The organism is Haloimpatiens massiliensis, from assembly GCF_900184255.1.
GTDB lineage: Bacteria > Bacillota > Clostridia > Clostridiales > Clostridiaceae > Haloimpatiens > Haloimpatiens massiliensis.
Window position 1 is genome coordinate 295,421 of the sequence record NZ_LT854636.1, and the last position, 23,470, is coordinate 318,890.

The window sequence follows — 23,470 nt, forward strand, 5'->3', positions numbered from 1 at the left end:
TTCTAACGTATACCTCAATATTTTTAATATGTTAATTTTTTTATTACAAGTAAAATTTCCACATAATCATAATATGTGGAAATCAAGCCTTTTTAATCTTCTATTATATCTTTAAACCCTTCACCTAACACCTCTCTAGCATCACTTACAGTTATAAACGCCCTTTGGTCTACTTCTTTTATAAATATCTTTAATCTAATAAATTGCTTTCTATCTAAAACCGTATATAATATATTAGTATCCTGTCCACTAAATCCACCTTTTCCATGAAATATAGTGCAGCCTCTTCCCAATTCATTAATTATAAACTGACTAATTTTATCTCTTTCCATGCTTATAACCATTACAGATTTACACATATTTAATCCATTTATTACAGAATCTATGGTAGTACAGTTTATTATTACAGATAATAGAGAATACATTCCAACTTCAGCATTAAACGTCATGCCAGCTGCTACTGTAACTAAAAAATCCACCATCAGTAATGCTTTTCCTAAATCTATATGTACAAATTTATTTATTATCTTGGCCAGTATGTCTGTACCTCCTGTAGAAGCATTTTGATTAAAAACCAACCCCATACCAACTCCTGATAATAAAGTTCCAAATATGGTAGCTAAAAGCAAATTATCTGTTACCATCCATGTAGGGTCTATGAGCCTATCCATTATCCATATTGATCCTGCCAGTGCAAAACTGGAATAAATCGTTTTAGCTCCAAATTGTGGTCCTATTACTATAAATGCAATTATAAATAATATAATATTCATTAAAGCTGTTAAAAGTCCTACAGATATTGGAATATAGTGGTGTAGTACTATAGCTATACCCAAAACACCTCCACCAGCTATATGATTAGGTTCTAAAAAAGCTCTTGTAGCAATTGCTAATATTAAAACTCCAACTGTTGCTAATACCCATTCTTTAATTACTATTCTTTTGTTATTCTTATTTACTTTCTCCATAATATCCCCCCGTATAATCTAGCAATAATTATATATAAACCCTATTTAGGTTTATGTCTTAAAATATGTATTAATAAATATATCATGCCATGTAACCGTTTAAATGAATTTGTATAATTATCCCTTAACTCTTATTTATAGTACCTGGTGCAACCATAATAAACATTCTTGATATATTGGTATCAAGAATGTTCTGACCATGTACAAATTAATAATTTCCATACATATAAACAAAGAAGTTTTATTGATATAACTTCAATTCAGCTCTATCAGTTCTATTTAATAAAAATTATTTTTATTAAATTACTTAAAATAAAATAGAACTGAGTTTATTATTAATGAAAAAATCAAACAAAATGTAGACACAAAAAATATTACCTGAGCTAAGTTAAGTCTTAAAAAATATGTTTTCCATTGTTTCTCATAATTTAATGGTCTCATTAAATCCTTTTTGGTAAATGAAACTGCTGACATGAACAATCCAAAACAAGATGCATAGGTTACAAATCTTCCTCCCCATTCTACTATGTACACTGTATTAAATGAACCTTTTATGACAGACCCAATTAATCCTATTAATATACCTATTAAAAAGCTTATTAGTAATATTTTAATAGAAATTTTAAGACACTCTTTTATATCTGTCCAAAAATTATTCATATACCCATCACTCCTACATTCAGATTATATCATAAAGGTTTTGAAAAATCTTTATTTATGCAAAAATGAATAAAAAATTTCATTTTTGCATAAATAAAAGGGTTTAATAAAAGGAAGGAGCTATTTACTCCTTCCTTTTATTAATAACTAGCTTTTACTATTTTAAGCTTATGCCCTTTTTAACCATTTTAACTATATCCATTGCTGTTAATCCATACTTTTCTAGAAGCTCTGCTGGCTTTCCACTTTCTCCAAAAGTATCTTTAACTCCTACTTTTAATACTGGCACAGGGTAGTTTTCCGTTACTACTTCTGCAACCGCTGAACCTAATCCACCTATTATGCTATGTTCTTCAGCTGTTACTATAACTCCCGTTTCTCTTGCAGCATCAGTTATTATTTTTGGATCTATTGGTTTTATTGTATGTATATTTATAACTTTAACCTTTATTCCTTCTTCTGCTAATATATTATAAGCTTCTAATGCAGCATCTACCATTATTCCAGTAGCTATTATAGTGGCATCTTTTCCTTCTCTTAAAGTAACACCTTTTCCCAATTCAAACTTATAATCTGCATTATCATTTATTACTGAAACTGCTGATCTACCAAGTCTAACATAACAAGGTCCCTCATATTCTGCCACTGCTTTTATAGCTGCTTCTGCTTCAATTCCATCACTTGGAGATATTACAAGCATATTTGGTATACTTCTCATTAAAGATATATCTTCTATAGCTTGATGAGATGCTCCATCCTCACCAACTGTTAAACCAGCGTGAGTTGCACATACTTTAACATTTAATTTAGGATAACATATAGAGTTTCTTATTTGTTCGAATCCTCTACCAGCAGCAAACATAGCAAAGGTACTTACAAATGGTATCTTTCCACAAGATGCCAATCCAGCTGCAACCACCATCATATTTCCTTCAGCAATTCCCATATTTATAAATCTTTCTGGAAATACCTTTTTAAATTCCGCAGTTTTAGTTGATTTTGATAAATCCGCATCAAGAACTACTACATTTGATTTTTCTTCTCCTAATTTAGCAAGAGTCTTTCCATAAGCCTCTCTAGTAGCCATTTTTGTCATTAGTTTTCACCTCCTATTTCTTTTAAAGCTTCCTCACATTGTTCCCTACTAGGAGCTGAACCATGCCATCCAGCTTGATTTTCCATAAATGACACACCTTTTCCTTTTACTGTTTTACATATAACAACTGTTGGTTTATCTTTAGTATTTTTTGCTTCTTCAATAGCTTTTATTATTTGTTCAAAATCATGTCCGTCTATAGTTATAACATGCCATCCAAAGGCTTTAAACTTATCATCTATAGGGTTAGAATTCATGACTTCTTCACATTTTCCATCTATTTGTAATCCATTGAAATCTACAAATGCTGTTAAGTTATCTAATTTGTAATGAGCTGCAGACATAGCTGCTTCCCATACTTCACCTTCACCTAATTCTCCATCGCCTAACAAAGCATATACTCTATAGGCTTTGTTATCTAGTTTTCCAGCTAAAGCCATTCCAACTGCTGCTGAAATTCCCTGACCCAATGAACCTGTAGACATGTCAATACCAGGAACATAATTCATATTTGGATGTCCCTGAAGCATTGATCCTAACTTTCTTAAATTATTCAATTCACTTACATCAAAGTAACCTTTTCTAGCCAATACACTGTACAGACCTGGAGCACCATGTCCTTTAGAAAGCACAAATCTATCTCTATCTGGATCCTGTGGATTTTGAGGATTAATATTCATTACTTTAAAATATAAAGTTGTTAAGATTTCAACTTCTGACAATGATCCTCCTGGATGTCCTGAAGCTGATTGAGTTATCATTGTTATTATGTCTTTTCTTACAGTTTTTGCTATGGTCTGTAGTTCTTTTGTGTTAACTTCCATTCTTATCCCTCCTAAGCTTGCTCATAATCATATTATAACAATTACTTTAAAAAGTAAAAAGCCTTTATATGAATTTTTTGCATTTTTTTAAATATTATTTACTAAAATTAAAATAAGGGTTATATAAACAATTATATAACCCCTATTTTGCTGCTATTTCAATCCAATACTTATTAAAATTGACTCATTAACTTTCTCCATGTCATCATCTGTCATATGACCAATTTTCTCTTTAAGTCGTCTTTTGTCTAAAGTTCTTATTTGCTCTAAGAGCACAACAGAATCTTTATTAAGACCATATTCCTCTGAAGAAATTTCTACATGAGTTGGCAGCTTGGCCTTATTGATTTGTGACGTAATTGCTGCCACAATAACTGTAGGACTATATTTGTTTCCCACATCATTTTGTATTATGATAACTGGTCTTACTCCACCCTGTTCTGAACCAACCACTGGACTGAGATCAGCATAAAATATATCTCCTCGTTTTACTATCGGTGTCATCAGGCAAATCACTCTCCGAAAGCATAGCTTCATATTCTCCTAACTCTTTCATATCACTTTCAAAGCCACATTCACATAATTCTAGATTTAGCTGAGCCATTTCTATATATCCCTTTTGCATTTCTTCATAGCTCAACCTTTTTTTCTCCTCAATATATAATATTATGGCCTCTCTTATAAATTCACTTCTTTTTTTAGAATCTTTCTTTAAAGCTTCATTAAATTCATTAAAAAGTTTTTCTGAGAGGTTTACCACCAATCTCTTTGAGCCTGACATACGATAATCGATACCTCCTATTTATTAAAGCGAAATATGTATCTACTCTTTAATTATAACCCTATTTGTCAATATGTCAAAGATTTTGCGCTATTAAACCCCCATTTTTCTACAAGTATATTATTGAAATCTGTATAATCCCTATACATAATTCCTTATTTTTACAATTTTTCCTTCCTTTATGTATACTCTTGGCACTCTTTTGCTAATCATACAAACTACCTCATAACTAATAGTACCTAGAATCGCTGCTGCATCTTCTGCATTAAATTTTATTTCTTCAGTTTCCCCTATAAGTATTACATCTGTACCCACTTTTACATTCTTTATATCTGTAATGTCTATCATGCATTGGTCCATGCATATTCTCCCCACCACTGGCGCAAATTTATTATTTATAATTACTTTTCCCTTACCAAAAAGCAATCTTGTATATCCATCAGCATATCCTACTGGTAAAGTTGCTATTATGGTATCTCTAGTAGTTTTAAACTTCCTCCCGTATCCTATGTACTCTCCTGCAGGAATTTTTTTAATGTGAACTACATTTGTCTTCAACTGCATAGCAGGTTTTATATTTATTTTATCTTTAGAAACTTCTTCTGAAGGATAATAGCCATACTGTATTATTCCTGGTCTTACCGCTTCAAAATGAGTTTCAGGTAAATCAATAATAGCTGCACTATTAGCTATGTGCCTTATATTTATATTTACTCCATTATCTTTTAGTTTATTATAAAACCAATTAAAGTGCTTCAATTGTTTATATGTATATTCCTTATCTTTTTCATCTGCAGCAGAAAAATGCGAAAATATTCCTTCTATTATTATATTAGGCAATTTACTTATTTTATATACCTGATTTACACTATTTTCATCAGGCAAAAATCCTATTCTTCCCATGCCTGTATCTAAAGCTATGTGAATTTTAGCTACTTTATTACTTTTAACTGCCATTTTAGATATTTCTTCTGCAAAATCATAGGAATAAACTGTTTGTTCTATATCATATCTTAATAAGTTATCAATTAAATTTGGAGGAGTAAAACCTAAAATCATTATAGGGCACTCTATTCCTCCTCTTCTTAGCTCAACAGCTTCACTTATTACTGCTACTGCTAATCTATTAGCTCCATTTTCTAAAAATACTGGTGCTACATCTAATGCTCCATGTCCATATGCATCTGCTTTCACTACAGCTATTATATCCTTGCTTTTTGATACTCTTCTTATTTCTCTCATATTACTAGCTAATTTATCCAAATGTATTTCAGCCCAGACTGGTCTTAAGTGCCTAAACACCACTTTCACCTCCATATATTAATGCATATAAAAATTCTTATAAACTATATTTACTTTTTCTTCATCTTTTTCATTATAAATTACTACTTTATATGGCTTCTTTTCTTTGTAATCCAAGTATAAATTAACTTTACTTAAATTCCTGTTGTTATAGGGCAAATCCATTATAACTACTAAATACTCATTATCATCCAGTTTTTTATATTTATATTTAATTTTTTCGTTATTATAAATAAGTTTTATATATTCATCAATAAAACTTAACTTATATAAGCTATCAAAACTTTCATCAGTTGAATATTTTTTCTCGTTTTGTACATCATTTATGTGTATTTTATTACCCTTATAAACCATCTGTCTTGTGCCATTTACTTCTAATTTAGCAACTTCCCCTTTTTCATATGTTTGCTTTCCTGTTAACTGAATTTCTTGTCTAGAATTTATTATAGTTATTTCTATATCTGTAGTGTATTTATCAATGGATTTTATTATATCTATAATCTCATTTTCTTTTTCCGGTTTTTTATTTCCACAAGCGATTAACGATAAAAGAAGAACTATAGATAATATTAAAGTAATTATTTTATTTGCGCTTTTCATACCTTTCCTCCAAACAATACTATAATTAATTAATATTGCTTTGGGGAAATTAATATTCTATTTTTATTCTATTATTTCTTTTATAGCATAGGGAATGTACTCTATTATATGCTTTGCATTTACAGAAAACATCTTACTACTTAATTTATCTCCACAATAACCATGAATATAAGCAGATACATATGTTGCTTCTAATGGAGTATAACCTTGAGCTATAAATGAAGTTATTAATCCTGTTAAGCAGTCCCCCATCCCTCCATTAGCCATAGCACTATTTCCTGTAGGATTTATAAATGTACTATTTCCATCAGTTATTACAGTATTATAACCCTTCAACAATACTATTACGTTATTTTCCAATGCAAATTTTTTAGCAATGTCTACTCTGTTTTCATTAATATCTTTTATATCCAATTCTGTAAGTCTAGACATTTCCCCTGGATGAGGTGTAAAAACTAAAGCATTAGAGGATTCTTTTATGATATCTTTATGATTTTGAAGCACATTTATAGCATCTGCATCCACTACTATAGGACATTTAGATCTTTTTATTATTTTTTCTAAAAGTCTAAAAGTCTCTATACTATTTCCCATGCCTGGACCTATGGCAATGGCTTTAGCTCTAGATACTATTTCCTGTATTTTTTCCTTTTCTGTAAAATTCACCGTCATTGCTTCTGTAAGTTTACAACTTAATATACCTTGAATATCCTTAGGACAAGCAAGTGTCACAAGCCCAGCTCCACTTCTTACTGCTGTTTCAGCACTTATATATGCTGCACCTGTAAAACCTTCTGAACCAGATATTATTAGTGCTCTTCCAAAATTCCCTTTATTGCAATACTTATCTCTAATTTTTATAGTTTTTTTGATAAGATTCTTATCTAAAATAAATTCTCTTAGACATACATCATCTATAACCTTTGAAGGAATTCCTATATCTTCAACGATAACCTGTCCAATGAATTTACTAGTTGAGTACTTTAAAAAACCCCTTTTGTAAAGTTGAAAAGATACTGTCTTGTGTGCTTTCACACATATCCCCATTACTTGTCCATTATCTGAATTAATTCCTGAAGGCACATCTACAGAAAGAGTATATGAACTATTTTCATTTATTATTGATATAACCTTTTCGTATATACCTTCAATTTTTCTCGTAAGCCCTGTTCCAAATAAGCAATCTATAACCATTTCACTGGTACCTACACAACTTCTGAAATAATCCAAATCACTTATATTGTTAACTTTTGATATTTCAATACCCAAATTAGACACTATACAGTAGTTTACCATACAGTCATGGGATAATCCCTCAGTATTTCCTACCAAAAACACCTGAACTTTCTTTCCTTGAACATACAGATGCCTTGCAATAGCAAAACCATCTCCTCCATTATTTCCTTTACCACATACTAATACAAAGGAATTTATTTTATTCATATCTATATTCTTTACTACTTTCAATGCAGCATTTTCCATTAAAATCATGCCAGGCATTTTTAATTTTTCAATACATATTTTATCTATTTCTCTACTTATTTTAGCTGTGCCTATCCTCAAAATTATTCACCTCCCATACGGCGTAGGCTATAGCATTTTCTCTACTGTGAGATATACTTAAATGCATTTTGTATTTACCATCTTTTCCTGCTATTTCTTTAGCCATTTTTTTAAGCTCCACTATTGGTTTCCCTATTTCTGTATTTTTTATTATTATATCCTTAAAAGAGAAACCCGTAAATCCTGTACCTAAAGCCTTAGATACTGCTTCTTTTGCTGCAAATCTTCCAGCTACATATTCGTATCTTAAATTTCTACTCTTCAAGTACACTATTTCTTCTTCATTAAATATTTTATTTAAGAATAGGGAATTTCCCTTAAGAATTCGCTCTATCCTAGATATCTCAACAATATCTACTCCTATGCCAGCTATCATCTACTGTCCACCTCACTATAACATTAATAAAATTTATGCAAATAAATTTTACTAAATTTTTAAATAAAAATGAAGGAATACAATTTCCTTCATAAAAAAATTAATTGGCCAATATATTCTTTAGTTCACAATCGAAATCCTCTACACTGTAATCAACTTCTTCACCTATTATGTCTATAAGGTGGATTGGTGATACTGTGTTTTCATATAAAATTTTCATTAGATTATGTACTTTATGCCTGTATGGACTTATAGAAACTACACAATCTCTTTGTATATTAATTACTTCTCCATTAATTATATCCTGTCTTTCCACTTCTATGCCATAAGCTTGTACTTCTTCATTGCTTCCTTTGAAATGAATTGAAATTTTGTCTTTTACCAATCTGTAAGAATAAATTCGAGTTAAATCACCTTCTTGTAGTCGTCTAATAGCATTTTCTACTACAATCATTTAACTTCCCCCCATATTTTATTTGTTATTATATTATCACTGGTAAGGAAAAAATTGTGTCATTTTATAACAGTTATAAAAATTTTTTTATCGTACTAAAGTGACATAAAACAAACTTTTTTCTTACAAACTTAGCATTTATCCTTGATAATTTTCAGAATATTCCATTAATTATTTTTTATTTCCCGTTTTTCTGTCGAAATTGTTGAAAATTTATTTTATATTTTTTTCTTTACTTTGATATATCTATTTTTAAATTCCTCTGCAGTTCTCTTTTCAATTTCATGCTGTGAAAATTTAACTTCATTATATCTATCAGTAATGTACTTCAAATCTTCTTTTTCAACATCCCTATTGATAATTATGGAATTTTCTAATTGAGTAGCAGTCATATATTCATCAAATATCTCTTTTTCTTTAGAATACATTTGCAATTGTCTATAAAAATATTTTATCTTGTTTTTGGGATCTTTTCCGAAATAAATACTTTTTATAAATTTATTTAAAATATTTTTTTTCTTTTTCTTTCCCCCTATTTCTATTTTTTCTTTTTCTTCACTTATTACATTTGTATTTTCTTCCTTAGATGAATGATACATTAATTTTGATACAATTTTGTATACAATTATACTTATTATAAGAAATACTACTATCCTTATAATTATCCTTAGGAAGTTTATATCTTTATCAGCGTAAGAAATCATTTCTTTTGTTTTTTTCTCAATAACTTTTTTCTTTAAAGTTCCTTTTTCTGATACAACTTCTTCTTTAAAAAGAGATTTTAAAAAATTCAAAATTGCTGTATAAGGTTTATCTAATACAAATATTAACATCTTTATAACCACATTCACTACATAATCAAATATAGTTTTCAATAACATTAAACCTTTGAAAAATATGTCATAAAATTTTTCAATAGATAAACTAAAAATAAAACCAACAGTTATCCCATCTATGATAAGTGATTTTTTATTTATAATATTATAGTTATAATCTCTTATTTCCCTTAAATATATTATACCTATAGTAAAATATATAATATAGAATCTAAAAAATGTCTTATTACTAATATTTCCAAATAGCATAGTAATTATCCATAATAATATTACTATAAACAAGGATTTTTTGAACACATCTCTACTAAAATAGTAATTCACATTGTTTTTTTCTATATTATAGCTATACACTATTATAAATAATATATAGGCAGAATTTAATGTAAAAGATATAAAACTCTTATTCAAAAAAAAATTGACACTTAATCCTAATAAAATTGGAACACCTAAAACTAACCACTTATTATTTTTCTTATAGTTTATATATTCCATAAAAAACACAGAAGTTAGAATACTAAAAAAAAGAATATTACTTATATGTTTTTTAGTAATTATAAAATTCAAGGTAGACCAAACTATATAAGAAAACATTACAACTTCAATTGTAAATAAACATTTTATCCTCCTATACCAACTCATTAATCCATTTCACCTCTATACACTATTTTTTCTACCCCTCTTATTTCAATTAAATCTCCTTTATCAGATACATCAATAATTTTTAAATTTATCCCCTTATTCCTTAAAAAGAATATTATATTTTCATCTTCCTGAGTAAAAAATGAACTAACTATTACATAAGTATTATTTGGCTTGAAATATTTTATATGTTTATTCAAAAAATCACTAAAGCTACTTTTAGGCATATAATCCATTCTCGCACACAATTCAAGTACATCTTTTAAAGAATTGCAAGGAAGAGTAATTGAACTTCTAATATCATCCGAATAACTAATTATATTTGCATTTGTCCACGCTGATACTTTTATACTTTCTTTTAAAGCAGTATCTGCCATAGAAACCGTAACCTTTATAGCTCTATCTATAGCTTTTTTATTTACATATCTCCAGTAAGTTTTATGACATTGAATGTTTATTATAGTTATAAATTCTCTTTCAGATGTGTAGTCATATTCTTTAACCATAAGCTTATTCATCTTTAGGCTAGATTTCCAATGTATATCCTTCATTCTATCTTCAACATTATATTCTCTTATTCCCTTAATATATAGTGGATCCTTATAAATCCATCTCTTTATTACAGCATCTCCTTGATGGCTTGTACTATCAAATTTTAGTTTTATAATATTAACTATTTTAGGATAAACTACAATCTCTATATAATCATCTATTTCTTTATCTGTAGTAAAAAATCCAAACACATCGCCTACTACCATTTCTATTTTTTTTAAAAGATAAACTCCCCTGTGCTCTATAGGAATAACATAGGTTTTTGTAATTCTTTCATATCCACCTATAGAATACTGAGTTGTATTTGTATAGTTTTTACTAAATATTTCATATGGAAGTTCTTCTTTTACAAGCATAAAAAATATAGGCATTTTCTTTTTATTTTCTATTGTTATAGAAACTTTAACTTCTTCACCTTCTACCATAGAGGTTTTATCTACTTTTCTATATAATGATAGCTTATGAAATCCCTTTTTCTTAGTAAAATCTGATATAGCATACACCAGAATTATTATAAATAAAAATATTAGAAAAGATATCATTTAAACCACCTCTATACCTCTTCTAAAGGTGTTTTTACAGTATTTAAAATTTCTTCTACTATGTACTCACCCTTATTATCCATAACACTATTTTCACTCTTTAGCACTAGTCTATGTGTTATAACCGGTATTGCCATAGCTTTTACATCTTCCGGCGTAATATAATCCCTTCCATTTATAGCTGCATGAGCCTGACTACCTTTCATAAGCGCTAGTGTTGCCCTTGGTGAACATCCTACCTCTACTCTACTATGTTTTCTAGTAGCAATTATTATATTCAATATATACTCTCTCATTTCATCACTTACATGAACTTTTGTATAGTTATCCTGTACATAGCATATATCCTCCATGTTTACCACTGACTCTAATTGGTCTATTGGATCTTTTTCTATAAACCTATCCATCATTTTCTTCTCATCCATATATTCTGGATAACCCATGGATAATCTTATAAAAAATCTATCTAATTGAGCTTCCGGAAGAGGAAAAGTTCCAAATTGTTCTATAGGATTTTGCGTTGCCATTACAAAGAAAGGTCTATTTAGTTTTATAGTATTTCCTTCCACTGTAACTTGTCTTTCTTCCATGCTCTCTAATAAAGCTGATTGAGTTCTAGGGGTTGCTCTGTTTATCTCATCCCCCAACACAAACTGACTTAATATAGGACCTGGTTTAAACTGAAACTCTTGCTCTTTTGCATTATAATAATAAATTCCCGTCATATCTGATGGAAGTAAATCCGGCGTAAACTGTATCCTTTTAAAAGAACAATCCATTGACTTAGATAGTGCTCTTACTAATTTAGTTTTTCCAACACCAGGTACGTCTTCTAAAAGTACATGCCCTCCACATATAAATGCAACTATTATTTTATCTATTTTCTCTTCCTTCCCCACTATAACTTTACTTACGTTATCATTTACTTTTTTTCTAAATTCCTTAAAAACCTCCATGTGCATTTGATTATCCCCCTAAAATTAAGAATTTATTTTATTATATAAAAACAGCATATTATCATTATAACACTTTCATAATTATTTTAAAAATAACACAATACAACTTACTGCATTTCGCACATTTTACAACCAATTTTATAAATAAAAAAACTACCATCGACACAAGCAACAGTAGTTTTGCAAACTAAACTATAAAATAATCTAATTATTAATATCCTAGCACAGCAGGTATTGTTAAAGAAAGTATAGTTATTAGGGTAGCTGATATAATTGCTGCTCTTTGTTCTACTATAGGCACTGCTGACCAAAATATTACTTTTAGTAAATTCATTCTTTATCTCCTTATTGTGTAATATTATATCAATTTCAAACTATATTATATATTAGCATTAATATTTTTTCTATTAAAATATTATTAATTAGTTCAGTAAAACTAAACTATCATTAAATATAAACGAATTTCTAAGTTTCAGACGTCATTTTACTACACCTAAAATTTAAAAATTAATTTTCATAAGGATAATTTTCATTCCTCTATAAGCTACAAATATCACTATAGCTATTTATCCAATAAACTATTTTTTCAAATAAAATTCTTATAACAGTTTAATTACTTGCTTTACATTTACAAAAGGAAATATTATATTAACTAATAATAATTAAAAATTAGCATTGAAATTTATCCTAAAATATGAAAGAATATTATTATAATTTATATATTATATACTAGTATATATTTTAGAAAGGAGATATTAATATGATTAAAAAATGGGTATGTACAGTATGCGGTTATATTCATGAAGGTGATACTCCTCCAGAAATATGTCCTCTTTGCGGAGTTGGCCCTGATATGTTTAAAGAAATGATTCAATCCTCTGAAAATATCAGTGATAAGAAGGAGAAAAATATAAAAATATGGGAATGTACAATTTGCGGCTATATATACGAAGGAACAAAACCTCCTGAATATTGCCCTATTTGTGGTGTTGGTCCAGAATTATTTGAAGAAGTAAAAAAATCTTCTAATGATTCTGTAGAAAAAGGAATAACATTCTCCTCCGATCTAGATTATAATATTTTAATAATAGGTAACGGCATAGCTGGAATTTCCGCAGCTAAGTCTATAAGACAAAGAAATAAAAATTGTAAAGTAACTATTATATCTGACGAAAAATATATAACTTATTATAGACCTCAACTTACAGGTCTAATAGGTAATTCTATAGAAAATGACAAATTATATCTATACGACGAACAGTGGTACAAAGATAATAATATAAACCTTAAATTAAACACTAAAGTAAACTCCATAAATACAGAATCTCACTCCTTAACTTTGGAATCTGGTGAGGATTTAACCTATGACAAGCTAATTTTAGCTAACGGCAGCAGTAGTTTTATTCCACCTATACCTGGAAATGATAAAAAAGGCACCTTTACCTTAAGAAATTTAAAAGACTTAATGGATATTAAAAATTATATTAAAATGAATTCTTGTAAAAAAGTTTCTATAATAGGCGGTGGTCTTTTAGGTTTAGAAGCCGCTGAAAGTTTCCAAAAGCAAGGACTTAAAGTAAATATTCTTGAAAGATCACCTAGACTTTTAACAAGGCAACTAGATGATAAGGGCTCTAAACTATTTGAATATATAGTTGAAAGCTCTGGCATAAATGTATTAAAAAATGCAAACGCTGAAGAAGTGTTAGGTGATACTAACGTCACTGGACTTAAGTTGTCTAGTGGGAAAATTTTAGACACAGACTTAGTTTTATTCTCAGTGGGCATTACTCCCAACATAAATTTATTTAAAAACACAACTCTAGAAATGAACAGAGGAGTGGTAGTAAATGATCAAATGAAAACAAATATAAAGGATATGTATGCTTGTGGAGATATAGCTGAACTAAATGGCTTAGTGTTTGGCACTTGGACTTCTGCAGAACAAATGGGAACTACTGCTGGTGCCAATTGTTTAGGGGACAATTTAATATTCAAAAACTTTGTTTCATCCACTATGTTACAAGCGCTAAACACTACAGTATTTTCCTGCGGAAATGTAACTGAAGATGAAACTGTCTCTACAGTTGTACTAAATAATTCCATTAGCAAAATTTATAAAAAACTATTCTTTAAAGATGAAAAAATAGTTGGTTGTATATTAATAGGTGATTCTTCAAAATCTATAAACATCATTAACTATATTAAAGAAGAAAGAAAAATAAATGATATAATAAATAATTTCTAATATTCACGTTTTTCTTGCAATCTTGTTGCATTTTAACAAGATTGCTTTCATTTTTAATATTTTATACAATTGAATTAGAAATAGAAAAATAGTATAATAACTTTATATTGTAAAAATTATGCATAAGGAGATGAATTTATGTCAAAAGTTGTTGAAAGATTTTTAAAATACATAAAGTATGACACAAAATCAGATGAAGATTCTAATACTGTACCAAGTACTAGTAAACAATTATTACTTGGTAAGGATTTAGTAGAAGAATTAAAGGCTATAGGTTTGCAAGACGCTTCTATGGATGAAAACGGATACATAATGGCTACATTACCATCAAATTTAGAAAAATCCGTTCCTACTATTGGATTTATAGCACACATGGATACTTCTCCAGAAATATCTGGCGAAAATGTCAATGCTCAATTTGTAGAAAACTACGACGGAGGGGATATTATATTAAACAAAGAAAATAGTATAGTTCTTTCTCCTTCTGAGTTTCCAGAGCTAAAAAATTATATAGGTAAAACCCTAATAACTACTGATGGAACAACTCTTTTAGGTGCGGATGACAAAGCAGGTATCGCTGAAATTATGTCTGCTGTAGAATATTTAGCAGCTCATCCTGAAATTAAACATGGAACTATTAAAGTAGGCTTTACACCAGATGAAGAAGTCGGAAGAGGTGCTGATCACTTTGATGTTAAAAAATTCAATGCAAACTTCGCTTACACTGTAGATGGTGGTGACATTGGAGAATTAGAATATGAAAACTTCAATGCTGCTGGTGTGAAAATTAAAATTTCCGGAAGAAATGTTCACCCCGGTTCCGCAAAGAATAAAATGATAAACTCTGCACTTATCGGTACTGAACTTGTAAATATGCTTCCACCCGTTGAAACTCCAGGACACACTGAGCACTATGAAGGTTTCTATCATTTATGTTCCTTCCAAGGTGATGTAGAGGAAACCAAACTTTCATTTATAATAAGGGATCACAATAGAGAAATATTTGAACAAAGAAAAATCAACATGAAAAAAATAGTTGAAGAGCTAAATAAAAAATATGGCGATATTATACACTTAGAAATTAAGGATCAATACTATAATATGAAAGAAAAAATAGAACCAGTTAAACACATAGTAGATACTGCCTACAAAGCTATGAAAGAAGTAGGTGTAGAACCTATAGTAGTTCCTATTAGAGGAGGTACAGATGGTGCTAGACTTTCTTTTGAAGGTCTTCCAACTCCAAACCTATTTACTGGTGGACACAATTTCCATGGCAAATTTGAATATATCCCAACTTTTGCTATGGAAAAAGCAGTAGAAGTAATTCTTAAAATAGTAGAACTATACACTAAATAAGAAAATTGTGAAGCAAGTGCCATAAGAAAAATCTGTCTTTAAGTCCACAATAAATATATTTTATTAGACTGTTCGCAATACGCCAAGAAATTCTAATGTTTTCAAATTTTAATACCCTAAAGCTTTCAAACTCGCTTCTAACGGCGCTCAAACATGAAAGCTTCTTAACGGGTATTGAAATTTGAAAACAAAGAATTTCTAAGGCTAGCTCAATAGTCTAAAAAAATATATTTATTGTTACCTTAAAGACAGATTTTTCGGTTCATACGTACATTACTTATGGGGGAGACAGCCTACTAAAGGAGGATTTTCCTCCGCTATGCTACAGAAAATCTTTAATTAAATAAAAAATATATAAATACAATAATTTGATAATAAAAACTATAATTACACTATTAATCGAATAATTATAGCTTTTTCTTTTAAGCCTTTACAATCTTTTATTGGCGGCAGCCAGTCTAAATATTAAAGCTAAGATTTATACAAGCCAATGCATTATGGTAAAATATATTAAATTTTATCCAATATTTTATTTTAATAATTATGTATTTACTAGTACCTAATTAAAGTGACTAATTGTATCTTCCAATTAGTCAAAATATTATTAATAACCGGCATTTAAGTTCTAAACGAAAGGCTACGCCTAAAAAGATTATGGGAGCCTTTTTATTTGTTTTATAAATTAAAGATTTTCCGTAACGTAGTGGAGGAAAATCATCCTTTAGTGGGCTTCTCTTCTCCAACCATAAACATATTAAACTAAAAATCTGATTTTAATGTAGTAATAAATGTAGAATTGGGGACTATTGAACTAGCCTTAAAACTTCTTATGTCTCACAATTAAAGACCCGTTAAGAAGCTTTCATGTTTGAACGAGGAACGAGTGAGTTTGAAAGCTTTAGGGGCTTTAACTGTGAGACATTTAGAAGTTCTTGGCGTATTGTGAACGGTCCCAAATTATACATTTATTACGGAATTAAAATCAGATTTTTCTTCAATGTATTATGTCACAATATATTCTTATCTTGATTTTTTGTTGTAAGAAAGTACTGCGTTAAGTTCCCCGCCAATTAATATTATAACGGAGGTTATATATAGCCATAAAATTATAACTATAACGGCTCCTATACTTCCATATACCCTAGAATAGTTATTAAAATTATTCACATAATAAGAAAATAATAAAGATGATATTAACCAGCCTAAAGCAGTAAAAGTAGCTCCAGGCATCACTTCTTTCCACCCCATTCTTTTGCTAGGTATAAAGTGGTACATACATGCAAAAGTGAATATCATAAATATAACCATTACTACATATCTAAGAGAATTCCAAAAATAAAAAAAGTTATTTGTGAGTTTAAACCATTTATATATGTACTCTCCTAATACATCCCCAAATACTATTAGTAGAAATGCACTCATAATAATTAATATTAAAGCAAAAATGCATAATACTGATATACCAAATACTCTCCAATAAGGCCTTTTTTCCTCTTCATCATAAGCTCTATTGAGCCCTCTTATTACCGCTCTAAAGCCTGTAGAAGAAGCCCATATAGTACCTATCAAACCAAAAGATAATAGATTTCCTTTTCTATAATCTACAACTTCAATAACTGTAGATTTCACTAAATCAAATGCATTTTGGGGCAATATAAGTTGTATGCTACTCAATATAGCTTCACTACTAATAGAACTATATCCTACTATGGTAAGTAAAAATATTAAAAATGGAAAAAAAGATAATATAAATCCATAAGCCAATTGTGCCCCTAATGCTAATACATCATCATCTACTATTCTCTTTATTAGCAAAGTTATATCTTGTAACAAATTAATCTTCCTTTCTATTTACTACTACAAGTAGTTTATTTAATAAAGATATATTTATTATAACCATTTTGTATTGTATATTCAAATATTGGAAATTTCTTTAACAAAAATTCCATATTTATTGACTTAATAAACAATATGTGGTAAATTATAAGTGTACTACATGAACTAATACACTTAATACATAAATAAATTTTAGGAGGTGAAAATTTGCTTCAAATTAATAGTAAAAATAGTAAACCCATATATGAACAAATTGTAGATGAAATAAAAGAGAGTATTTTAAAGGGTCTACTAAAACCAGGAGACAAACTTCCTTCTGTACGAGAACTTTCTACTATGATTACTGCTAATCCCAATACAATAGCCAAGGCTTACAAAGAATTAGAACGAAGTAAAACCATAGAAGTCATACGTGGAAAAGGAACCTTTGTTGCAAAAAACTACATTCCTTCACCCACAGATAATGAATTAGAAGAATTAAAAAAACTTATGAAAAAGATAGTAATAGAAGCTCATTACATGGGTTTAGGTAAAAATTATTTATCAAATCTTTTAAATGATATATATGACGAATTTTAGGGGACTTATTAACAATTAAAAAAAGACTCTAAAAATTTATAAAAGTCTACTATTTTTTAATAGGCTTCAAAATTATCTAGTAGAATCACCTTAAAATATTATAAAAAATAAGTTATTGAACATAATGATATATAAATAGCAAAGTAAGGTGATAAAACATGATAAAAGCATTAAATATACGGCTATATCCAACGCAAGAGCAAATAATGTTAATGCATAAACATATAGGCTGTATGAGATTTGTTTATAATTGGGCGTTAGCCAAGCAAATAGATAGCTATAAACTTAATAGTAAAAAACTATCAGTTATAGATTTAGGGAAACAATTAACTGTTTTGAAGAATACCCCAGGTTATGAGTGGTTATATGAAGTATCTAATGCAACACTTAAAGAGAGTATTAGAGATTTAGATAAAGCATATACTAATTTCTTTAATGGAAGAGGATTTCCTAAATTTAAAAGCAAGAAAAAATCAGAACCTAGATTTTATAGCAGATATGACAAAATTTATTTTAAAGATAACTTTGTTAATCTTGAAAAGATAGGTAAAGTTAAATATAGGATGGATTATGATATTGATTTAACTACTGTAACAAAGTTTAAAAATCCTAGAGTACATTTTAATGGCAGAGTATGGGTACTTTCAGTAGGCATTGAAGATAATATTAAAACTGTTAAATTAAATAATTTTAGCTTAGGAATTGATTTAGGAATATCTCAATTAGCAATAACAAATATAGATAAATTAGACACTAGGAATGTTAATAAAACAAACAAAGTTAAAAAACTAAGTAAAAAGTTAAAAAGGCTTCAAAGACAATGTTCAAGAAAATATATTATGAATAAGAAAGGAGAGAGTTACCAAAAAACCAAGAACATTGCAAGACTTGAAAAGAAGATTAAAAAACTTTATAGTAAACTTAAAAATATTAGATTAAACCATATACACCAAACTACTTCCAAAATGGTGAAAGCCAAACCATATAGAATAGTTATGGAGGATTTAAAAGTATCTAATATCATGAAGAATAAGAACTTATCAAGGGCAATAGCAGAGCAGGGGTTTAATATTTTTATCAATCAGATGAAATATAAATGTGAAAAGTATGGTATTAAATTTGTTCAAGTACCTACATTTTATCCTTCAAGTAAAACATGTAGTCATTGTGGCAATATCAAGAAAGACTTAAAACTTTCAGATAGGGTTTATAAATGCAAATGTGGATTTACTTGTGATAGAGATAAAAATGCTTCATACAACCTTGCAAACTATGGTTTAGTATAATCACCTAAAAGATTTACTAAACTGGGTAATCGTTACAACCCACTATACTTATAAAGTATAGCAAAGCCTACGGAGTGTTACACAAACGAAAGTAGCCGCAATTTAACCTCTTTGCAGGAGGTTATAAAATGGGCAAAATCGGACATTATGAAGTAGGAAAGAAACAAAACTATATATTTATATAATCTTTTTATAAAGTTTTATAAGGTTTTGGTAACGGTGTTCACGTGATAGAAATAACTAATCTTTATAAAAACATAGGAGAAAATAAAATATTAAAGAATATAAATTTGAAGGTTCCAAAAGGAAGTATATTTGGACTTATTGGTGAAAATGGAGCTGGCAAAACCACTTTAATTAAATGCTTAACAGGTATATATAAAGTAGATGCTGGAAATGCTCTTATAGACAATGAAAACATTTTCGAAAACGTAAAAGTTAAAAATTCTATTGGATATGTTTCTGATGAAAATTCTCTTTTATCTTATTTTAAAGTAAAAGAACTTTTGGAATTTTACAATATGGCTTACACTAAATTCTCCATAGAAAAATTCAATAAATTAAATACTATATTTAAAATACCTATAGAAAAAAAGATAAGAGAACTTTCTAAAGGAATGAAAACTAAAGTTTCTTTATTGCTTAATTTAAGTATTAACCCTAAAGTATTAATTTTAGATGAACCTACTACAGGATTAGATCCAGTAGCTAAAAAAAATTTCATGAATATGATTATGGATGAAGTAGCTGAAAATGAAACTACAGTATTTATATCCTCCCATAATCTAGCTGATATAGAAAGGATTTGTGACAACATTGCCCTAATAAAAAATGGTGAAATTATAGTATCTTCATCTTTAGATAACATTAAAGAAAAAACAAGAAAGGTTCAAGTAATATTTAAAAATAGTGAAAAGGCTATTAATATTGTAAAAAATCGGAATAGTATTTTGAATTTTAAAAATGTAGGTAGAGTTTATTACTTGGTAACCAATGATTTTTCTAAAGAATTCCAAAAGGATTTAGAAAACCTAGGTGTAGAATTTATGGAATTTTTAGATTTAGACCTAGAAGAGATATTTATATGTTCAGTGGAGGATGGTGATAAAAATGGACTTTAAACTAAATAAAGCACTATTATATAAAGACTGGAAAACCACTAAATGGGTAGCTATGCTCATGAGCTTTTCCATATTGTTCACTAAACTTTTTAACCTTATGAATAATTTACACTTTCAAAAACTTTATATAAAATCCAATGGCAAAGCATGTCCCGTAGCTTGGTTTAACCACACATTATTAGATGGCGAATTTTACTTTGTAGCTATGGCTGCTCTAGTGGCCCTACTAAGCTTAGTTTTATTTTTAAATGAAAAAGGTAATTCTTACGGTTTTCTTTTTTCAATGCCCCTTACTAAAAAAGATATAGTTAAAAATAAGTGGTTTCTAGGAACTTCTATTATACTTGGCAGTTTCCTTATAAATGCTTTATTAATAGCTCTATTTTATCTAGCCAATTTAAAATTTATAGATATTTATTCAAATCCTTTTTCTGACATATTAAAGTGGTTCTTTATAAATTCAACTGTGTATATATTAATTTTTACTGTATTTATATTTTTTCAAACTATTATGGGAAATGTAATACTTTCTAGTATTATAGCAGCCCTTGCTTTTTGGGTTCCTATATTTTTATTAGTAATAGTGTCTGACTTAACTAGAACCTTCCTAAAATTGTCTTATGACGCTAAACTTCCCATACCAACTGACCGTATAGCAAATTATTTATGCATCTTCACCTACAATACACCTTCTTTTCCATCCAATGTACTCACTCAAGATAATCCCTTGAACAATTATGTATACGAAGGCTTCTCATTAAAATTATTAATATCATGGATTTTAATTATATTATTCTTAGGATTGTCTTTATACTGTTTCTCTAATAGAAAATTGGAATACAATAATAAAATAGTATGCAACTCTAAATTAGAAATAGCTTTTAAATGGTGTGTGTCCATATGCACTGGCCTTATGATAGGTGCTTTCGTTGGATTTGGTTATTTTGGTGATAACTTAATTGCATTCTCTATATCTGCAATTTTAACTATTATAACTGTCTATTATATATTAACTAGAGTTATTAAGGTACTGAGTTAATATGCTGTAATTTTCTTATTTAGAAAATTACAGCATTAATTAAAAAAGATGGTTTGTTTTATGTATTTTAAAACAAATCATCTTTTTTAATTTTTTTAATATTATTCTGTTAAAACTCTTAGAACTCACTCTAGCCACAAGGACATGGGACTTCCTGCTTCTTCGACCGCTCAACCTACTATCTCCGCAGGCTTAATTCCGATAGTTCCTACCGTATTTATCTACAGACTTATACCACTACTACTTTTAGTTCCTTCAATACTTGTAACTATATTACACATGCTGCTAAAAGATTACTTTTCTTTATTTACTATCATTTCCTCATAAAGTTCTTTAAATTTAGGATTTTCTCTTATGCTTAATAAATATTTCATAAAATCAGCTTTTAATTCATCTCTCTTTAATGCATACTCTACAGTAGCTTCTAAAAATCCTAGCTTATCCCCTACATCGTATCTTCTTCCTTCAAAATTATAAGCATACATAGCTTCCTCTTTTACAAGGGTTCTTAGAGCATCCGTAAGCTGTATTTCGCCACCTTTACCTGGTGCTGTATTCTGTAATATATCAAATATTCTAGGAGTTATTATGTATCTCCCTAGTATAGCTACATTAGATGGAGACTCTTCCTTTTTAGGTTTTTCAATCAAATCCTTTACTTTGTAAACCCTATCTTCTATATGCATTCCTTTTACTATACCATATTTTGATACATCATCATAATCTACTTCCTGTACACCTAAAATACTAGTTTTATACTCATTATAGCAATCTATAAGTTGTTTTAGACATGGCTTACTACTGTCCACCACATCATCTCCAAGCATAACTGCAAAAGGCTCATTACCTACAAAAGTTCTAGCGCAGTTTATAGCATGACCTAGTCCCTTAGGCTCCTTCTGTCTTATATAATATATATTTACCATGTTGGTTATGTCTCTAACCATCTCTAGTGTTTCTTCTTTACCTTTTTTCTCTAATTCATTCTCTAACTCTACAGATTTATCAAAGTGATCCTCTATGGCTCTTTTATTACGTCCAGTTATTATTAATATTTCCTCTATACCAGAAGCCACTGCTTCTTCTATTATGTATTGAATAGTAGGTTTATCTACTATAGGAAGCATTTCCTTAGGTTGTGCCTTTGTAGCAGGTAAAAATCTAGTACCCAGTCCCGCTGCGGGAATTATAGCTTTTTTAACTTTCATGTAAATCCTTCCTCCTTAGCCCTATAGTTTATGCTATAGATTTTATTTTATATCCAATTAATACACAGTTCTATTTTACCACATTTACGGCTTTTTAACATATACCTATTTAATAATGTAATTATATTTATATCCGCAATTGATAATATATAATTCAACTTTCGCAGTTGAAAAATAAAAATATAAAATTTGCAGGTAAGTAAGAGTTACGGATAAAACTCAAGGAGTTTTTTATAATTAATTTGTAAGTAATAGGTAATAAGTAATAGTTGCAGTGAAAATTCAGCTTTGCTGAATTTTTTCAAGAGCTCTTAGTTCTTACCTTTTCACTCTTACTTCTTACTTTTTACCTCTTACCTGATCTAACTTACAAATTCCTATTTTACATTCTAAATTTTAAATTAAAAACTCTTATTAATCTAATGTGGAGCTTGAACTTTATGTGCGAAAGTTGAGTATATAAATAGTAGTGCAAATTTAAAATTTACAATTAAAAATTAAAGGCAAACCCCTTAGTAATTTATGTTCAATGTATAAACACTGAAATATCAACAAAACATAAAACATTCAATCATCATCTATATTCTTACTATACATGAAGTACTTTATGCATAATGTATTTATATAAAAAACACAGGATACTTA

23 protein-coding genes are annotated in these 23,470 nt (G+C 28.8%); 6 read left to right on the forward strand and 17 right to left on the reverse strand.

Going from position 1 to position 23,470, the window contains the following annotated elements:
• Nucleotides 1-92: 92 nt before the first annotated feature.
• The 15 genes from C1715_RS02400 to C1715_RS19975 form a co-directional block, all read right to left on the reverse strand.
• Nucleotides 93-968: a YitT family protein gene (locus C1715_RS02400; protein WP_102399079.1), complete on the reverse strand. Its 876-nt coding sequence runs from the start codon at nt 966-968 to the stop codon at nt 93-95.
• 303 nt (nt 969-1,271) lie between these two features.
• A complete protein-coding gene (locus tag C1715_RS02405) occupies nt 1,272-1,628 on the reverse strand; it encodes a hypothetical protein (protein WP_102399080.1) in 357 nt (118 codons plus the stop codon).
• A gap of 157 nt (nt 1,629-1,785) precedes the next feature.
• Entirely contained in the window at nt 1,786-2,724 is a 939-nt protein-coding gene (locus C1715_RS02410; protein ID WP_102399081.1) for a transketolase family protein, read from the reverse strand.
• Nucleotides 2,724-3,548 carry a transketolase gene (locus C1715_RS02415; protein ID WP_102399082.1) on the reverse strand — a complete coding sequence of 275 codons (825 nt, stop codon included), beginning with the start codon at nt 3,546-3,548 and terminating at the stop codon, nt 2,724-2,726. The genes C1715_RS02410 and C1715_RS02415 overlap by 1 nt, the downstream gene beginning before the upstream one ends.
• 153 nt (nt 3,549-3,701) lie before the next feature.
• Nucleotides 3,702-4,052 carry a type II toxin-antitoxin system PemK/MazF family toxin gene (locus C1715_RS02420; RefSeq protein ID WP_102399083.1) on the reverse strand — a complete coding sequence of 117 codons (351 nt, stop codon included), beginning with the start codon at nt 4,050-4,052 and terminating at the stop codon, nt 3,702-3,704.
• On the reverse strand, nt 4,012-4,329 hold the full coding sequence (locus tag C1715_RS02425) for a CopG family ribbon-helix-helix protein (protein ID WP_102399084.1): 318 nt from the start codon (nt 4,327-4,329) through the stop codon (nt 4,012-4,014). Before C1715_RS02425 ends, C1715_RS02420 begins: the two co-directional genes overlap by 41 nt.
• A 141-nt stretch (nt 4,330-4,470) precedes the next feature.
• A complete protein-coding gene (gene alr, locus C1715_RS02430; protein ID WP_102399085.1) occupies nt 4,471-5,631 on the reverse strand; it encodes an alanine racemase in 1,161 nt (386 codons plus the stop codon).
• 18 nt (nt 5,632-5,649) lie between these two features.
• Complete coding sequence (locus tag C1715_RS02435; RefSeq protein ID WP_102399086.1) at nt 5,650-6,231, reverse strand: germination lipoprotein GerS-related protein; 582 nt, start codon at nt 6,229-6,231, stop codon at nt 5,650-5,652.
• A 63-nt stretch (nt 6,232-6,294) separates the two neighbouring features.
• Nucleotides 6,295-7,794: an NAD(P)H-hydrate dehydratase gene (locus C1715_RS02440; protein WP_102399087.1), complete on the reverse strand. Its 1,500-nt coding sequence runs from the start codon at nt 7,792-7,794 to the stop codon at nt 6,295-6,297.
• On the reverse strand, nt 7,775-8,170 hold the full coding sequence (gene acpS, locus C1715_RS02445) for a holo-ACP synthase (protein WP_102399088.1): 396 nt from the start codon (nt 8,168-8,170) through the stop codon (nt 7,775-7,777). The genes C1715_RS02440 and acpS overlap by 20 nt, the downstream gene beginning before the upstream one ends.
• A 100-nt stretch (nt 8,171-8,270) precedes the next feature.
• Complete coding sequence (locus C1715_RS02450; protein ID WP_180963969.1) at nt 8,271-8,624, reverse strand: DUF6514 family protein; 354 nt, start codon at nt 8,622-8,624, stop codon at nt 8,271-8,273.
• 218 nt (nt 8,625-8,842) lie between these two features.
• On the reverse strand, nt 8,843-10,099 hold the full coding sequence (locus C1715_RS02455; RefSeq protein WP_102399089.1) for a hypothetical protein: 1,257 nt from the start codon (nt 10,097-10,099) through the stop codon (nt 8,843-8,845).
• On the reverse strand, nt 10,099-11,193 hold the full coding sequence (locus C1715_RS02460) for a DUF58 domain-containing protein (RefSeq protein WP_102399090.1): 1,095 nt from the start codon (nt 11,191-11,193) through the stop codon (nt 10,099-10,101). The genes C1715_RS02455 and C1715_RS02460 overlap by 1 nt, the downstream gene beginning before the upstream one ends.
• A gap of 11 nt (nt 11,194-11,204) precedes the next feature.
• Entirely contained in the window at nt 11,205-12,155 is a 951-nt protein-coding gene (locus C1715_RS02465; protein WP_207654959.1) for an AAA family ATPase, read from the reverse strand.
• 205 nt (nt 12,156-12,360) lie between these two features.
• Nucleotides 12,361-12,483, reverse strand: coding sequence for a hypothetical protein (locus C1715_RS19975; RefSeq protein WP_278320078.1), 123 nt, complete (start codon nt 12,481-12,483; stop codon nt 12,361-12,363).
• A gap of 426 nt (nt 12,484-12,909) precedes the next feature.
• Here C1715_RS19975 and C1715_RS02470 point away from each other — a divergent pair, with 426 nt between their 5' ends.
• Both C1715_RS02470 and pepT read left to right on the forward strand, forming a co-directional pair.
• Complete coding sequence (locus C1715_RS02470; protein ID WP_242971872.1) at nt 12,910-14,397, forward strand: FAD-dependent oxidoreductase; 1,488 nt, start codon at nt 12,910-12,912, stop codon at nt 14,395-14,397.
• Nucleotides 14,398-14,535: 138 nt separating this feature from the next.
• Nucleotides 14,536-15,756, forward strand: coding sequence for a peptidase T (gene pepT / locus C1715_RS02475; protein ID WP_102399091.1), 1,221 nt, complete (start codon nt 14,536-14,538; stop codon nt 15,754-15,756).
• A gap of 1,020 nt (nt 15,757-16,776) precedes the next feature.
• Here the strand turns inward: pepT and C1715_RS02480 are convergent.
• On the reverse strand, nt 16,777-17,589 hold the full coding sequence (locus C1715_RS02480; protein ID WP_242971873.1) for a YihY/virulence factor BrkB family protein: 813 nt from the start codon (nt 17,587-17,589) through the stop codon (nt 16,777-16,779).
• A 210-nt stretch (nt 17,590-17,799) separates the two neighbouring features.
• On the opposite strand from C1715_RS02480, the gene C1715_RS02485 reads away from it, so the two are divergent.
• The 4 genes from C1715_RS02485 (at nt 17,800) to C1715_RS02500 (ending at nt 21,617) form a co-directional block, all read left to right on the forward strand.
• Nucleotides 17,800-18,171 (forward strand): GntR family transcriptional regulator, encoded by a 372-nt coding sequence (locus C1715_RS02485; protein ID WP_102399093.1) that lies wholly within the window; start codon nt 17,800-17,802, stop codon nt 18,169-18,171.
• Nucleotides 18,172-18,329: 158 nt separating this feature from the next.
• Nucleotides 18,330-19,457: an RNA-guided endonuclease InsQ/TnpB family protein gene (locus C1715_RS02490; protein ID WP_102399094.1), complete on the forward strand. Its 1,128-nt coding sequence runs from the start codon at nt 18,330-18,332 to the stop codon at nt 19,455-19,457.
• A gap of 227 nt (nt 19,458-19,684) precedes the next feature.
• On the forward strand, nt 19,685-20,578 hold the full coding sequence (locus C1715_RS02495; protein WP_102399095.1) for an ABC transporter ATP-binding protein: 894 nt from the start codon (nt 19,685-19,687) through the stop codon (nt 20,576-20,578).
• Nucleotides 20,568-21,617, forward strand: a complete 1,050-nt coding sequence (locus C1715_RS02500; RefSeq protein WP_102399096.1) for an ABC-2 transporter permease — start codon at nt 20,568-20,570, stop codon at nt 21,615-21,617. The genes C1715_RS02495 and C1715_RS02500 overlap by 11 nt, the downstream gene beginning before the upstream one ends.
• 293 nt (nt 21,618-21,910) lie before the next feature.
• On the opposite strand, the gene galU is transcribed toward C1715_RS02500, so the two are convergent.
• On the reverse strand, nt 21,911-22,825 hold the full coding sequence (galU, locus tag C1715_RS02505; protein ID WP_102399097.1) for a UTP--glucose-1-phosphate uridylyltransferase GalU: 915 nt from the start codon (nt 22,823-22,825) through the stop codon (nt 21,911-21,913).
• Nucleotides 22,826-23,470 lie beyond the last annotated feature (645 nt).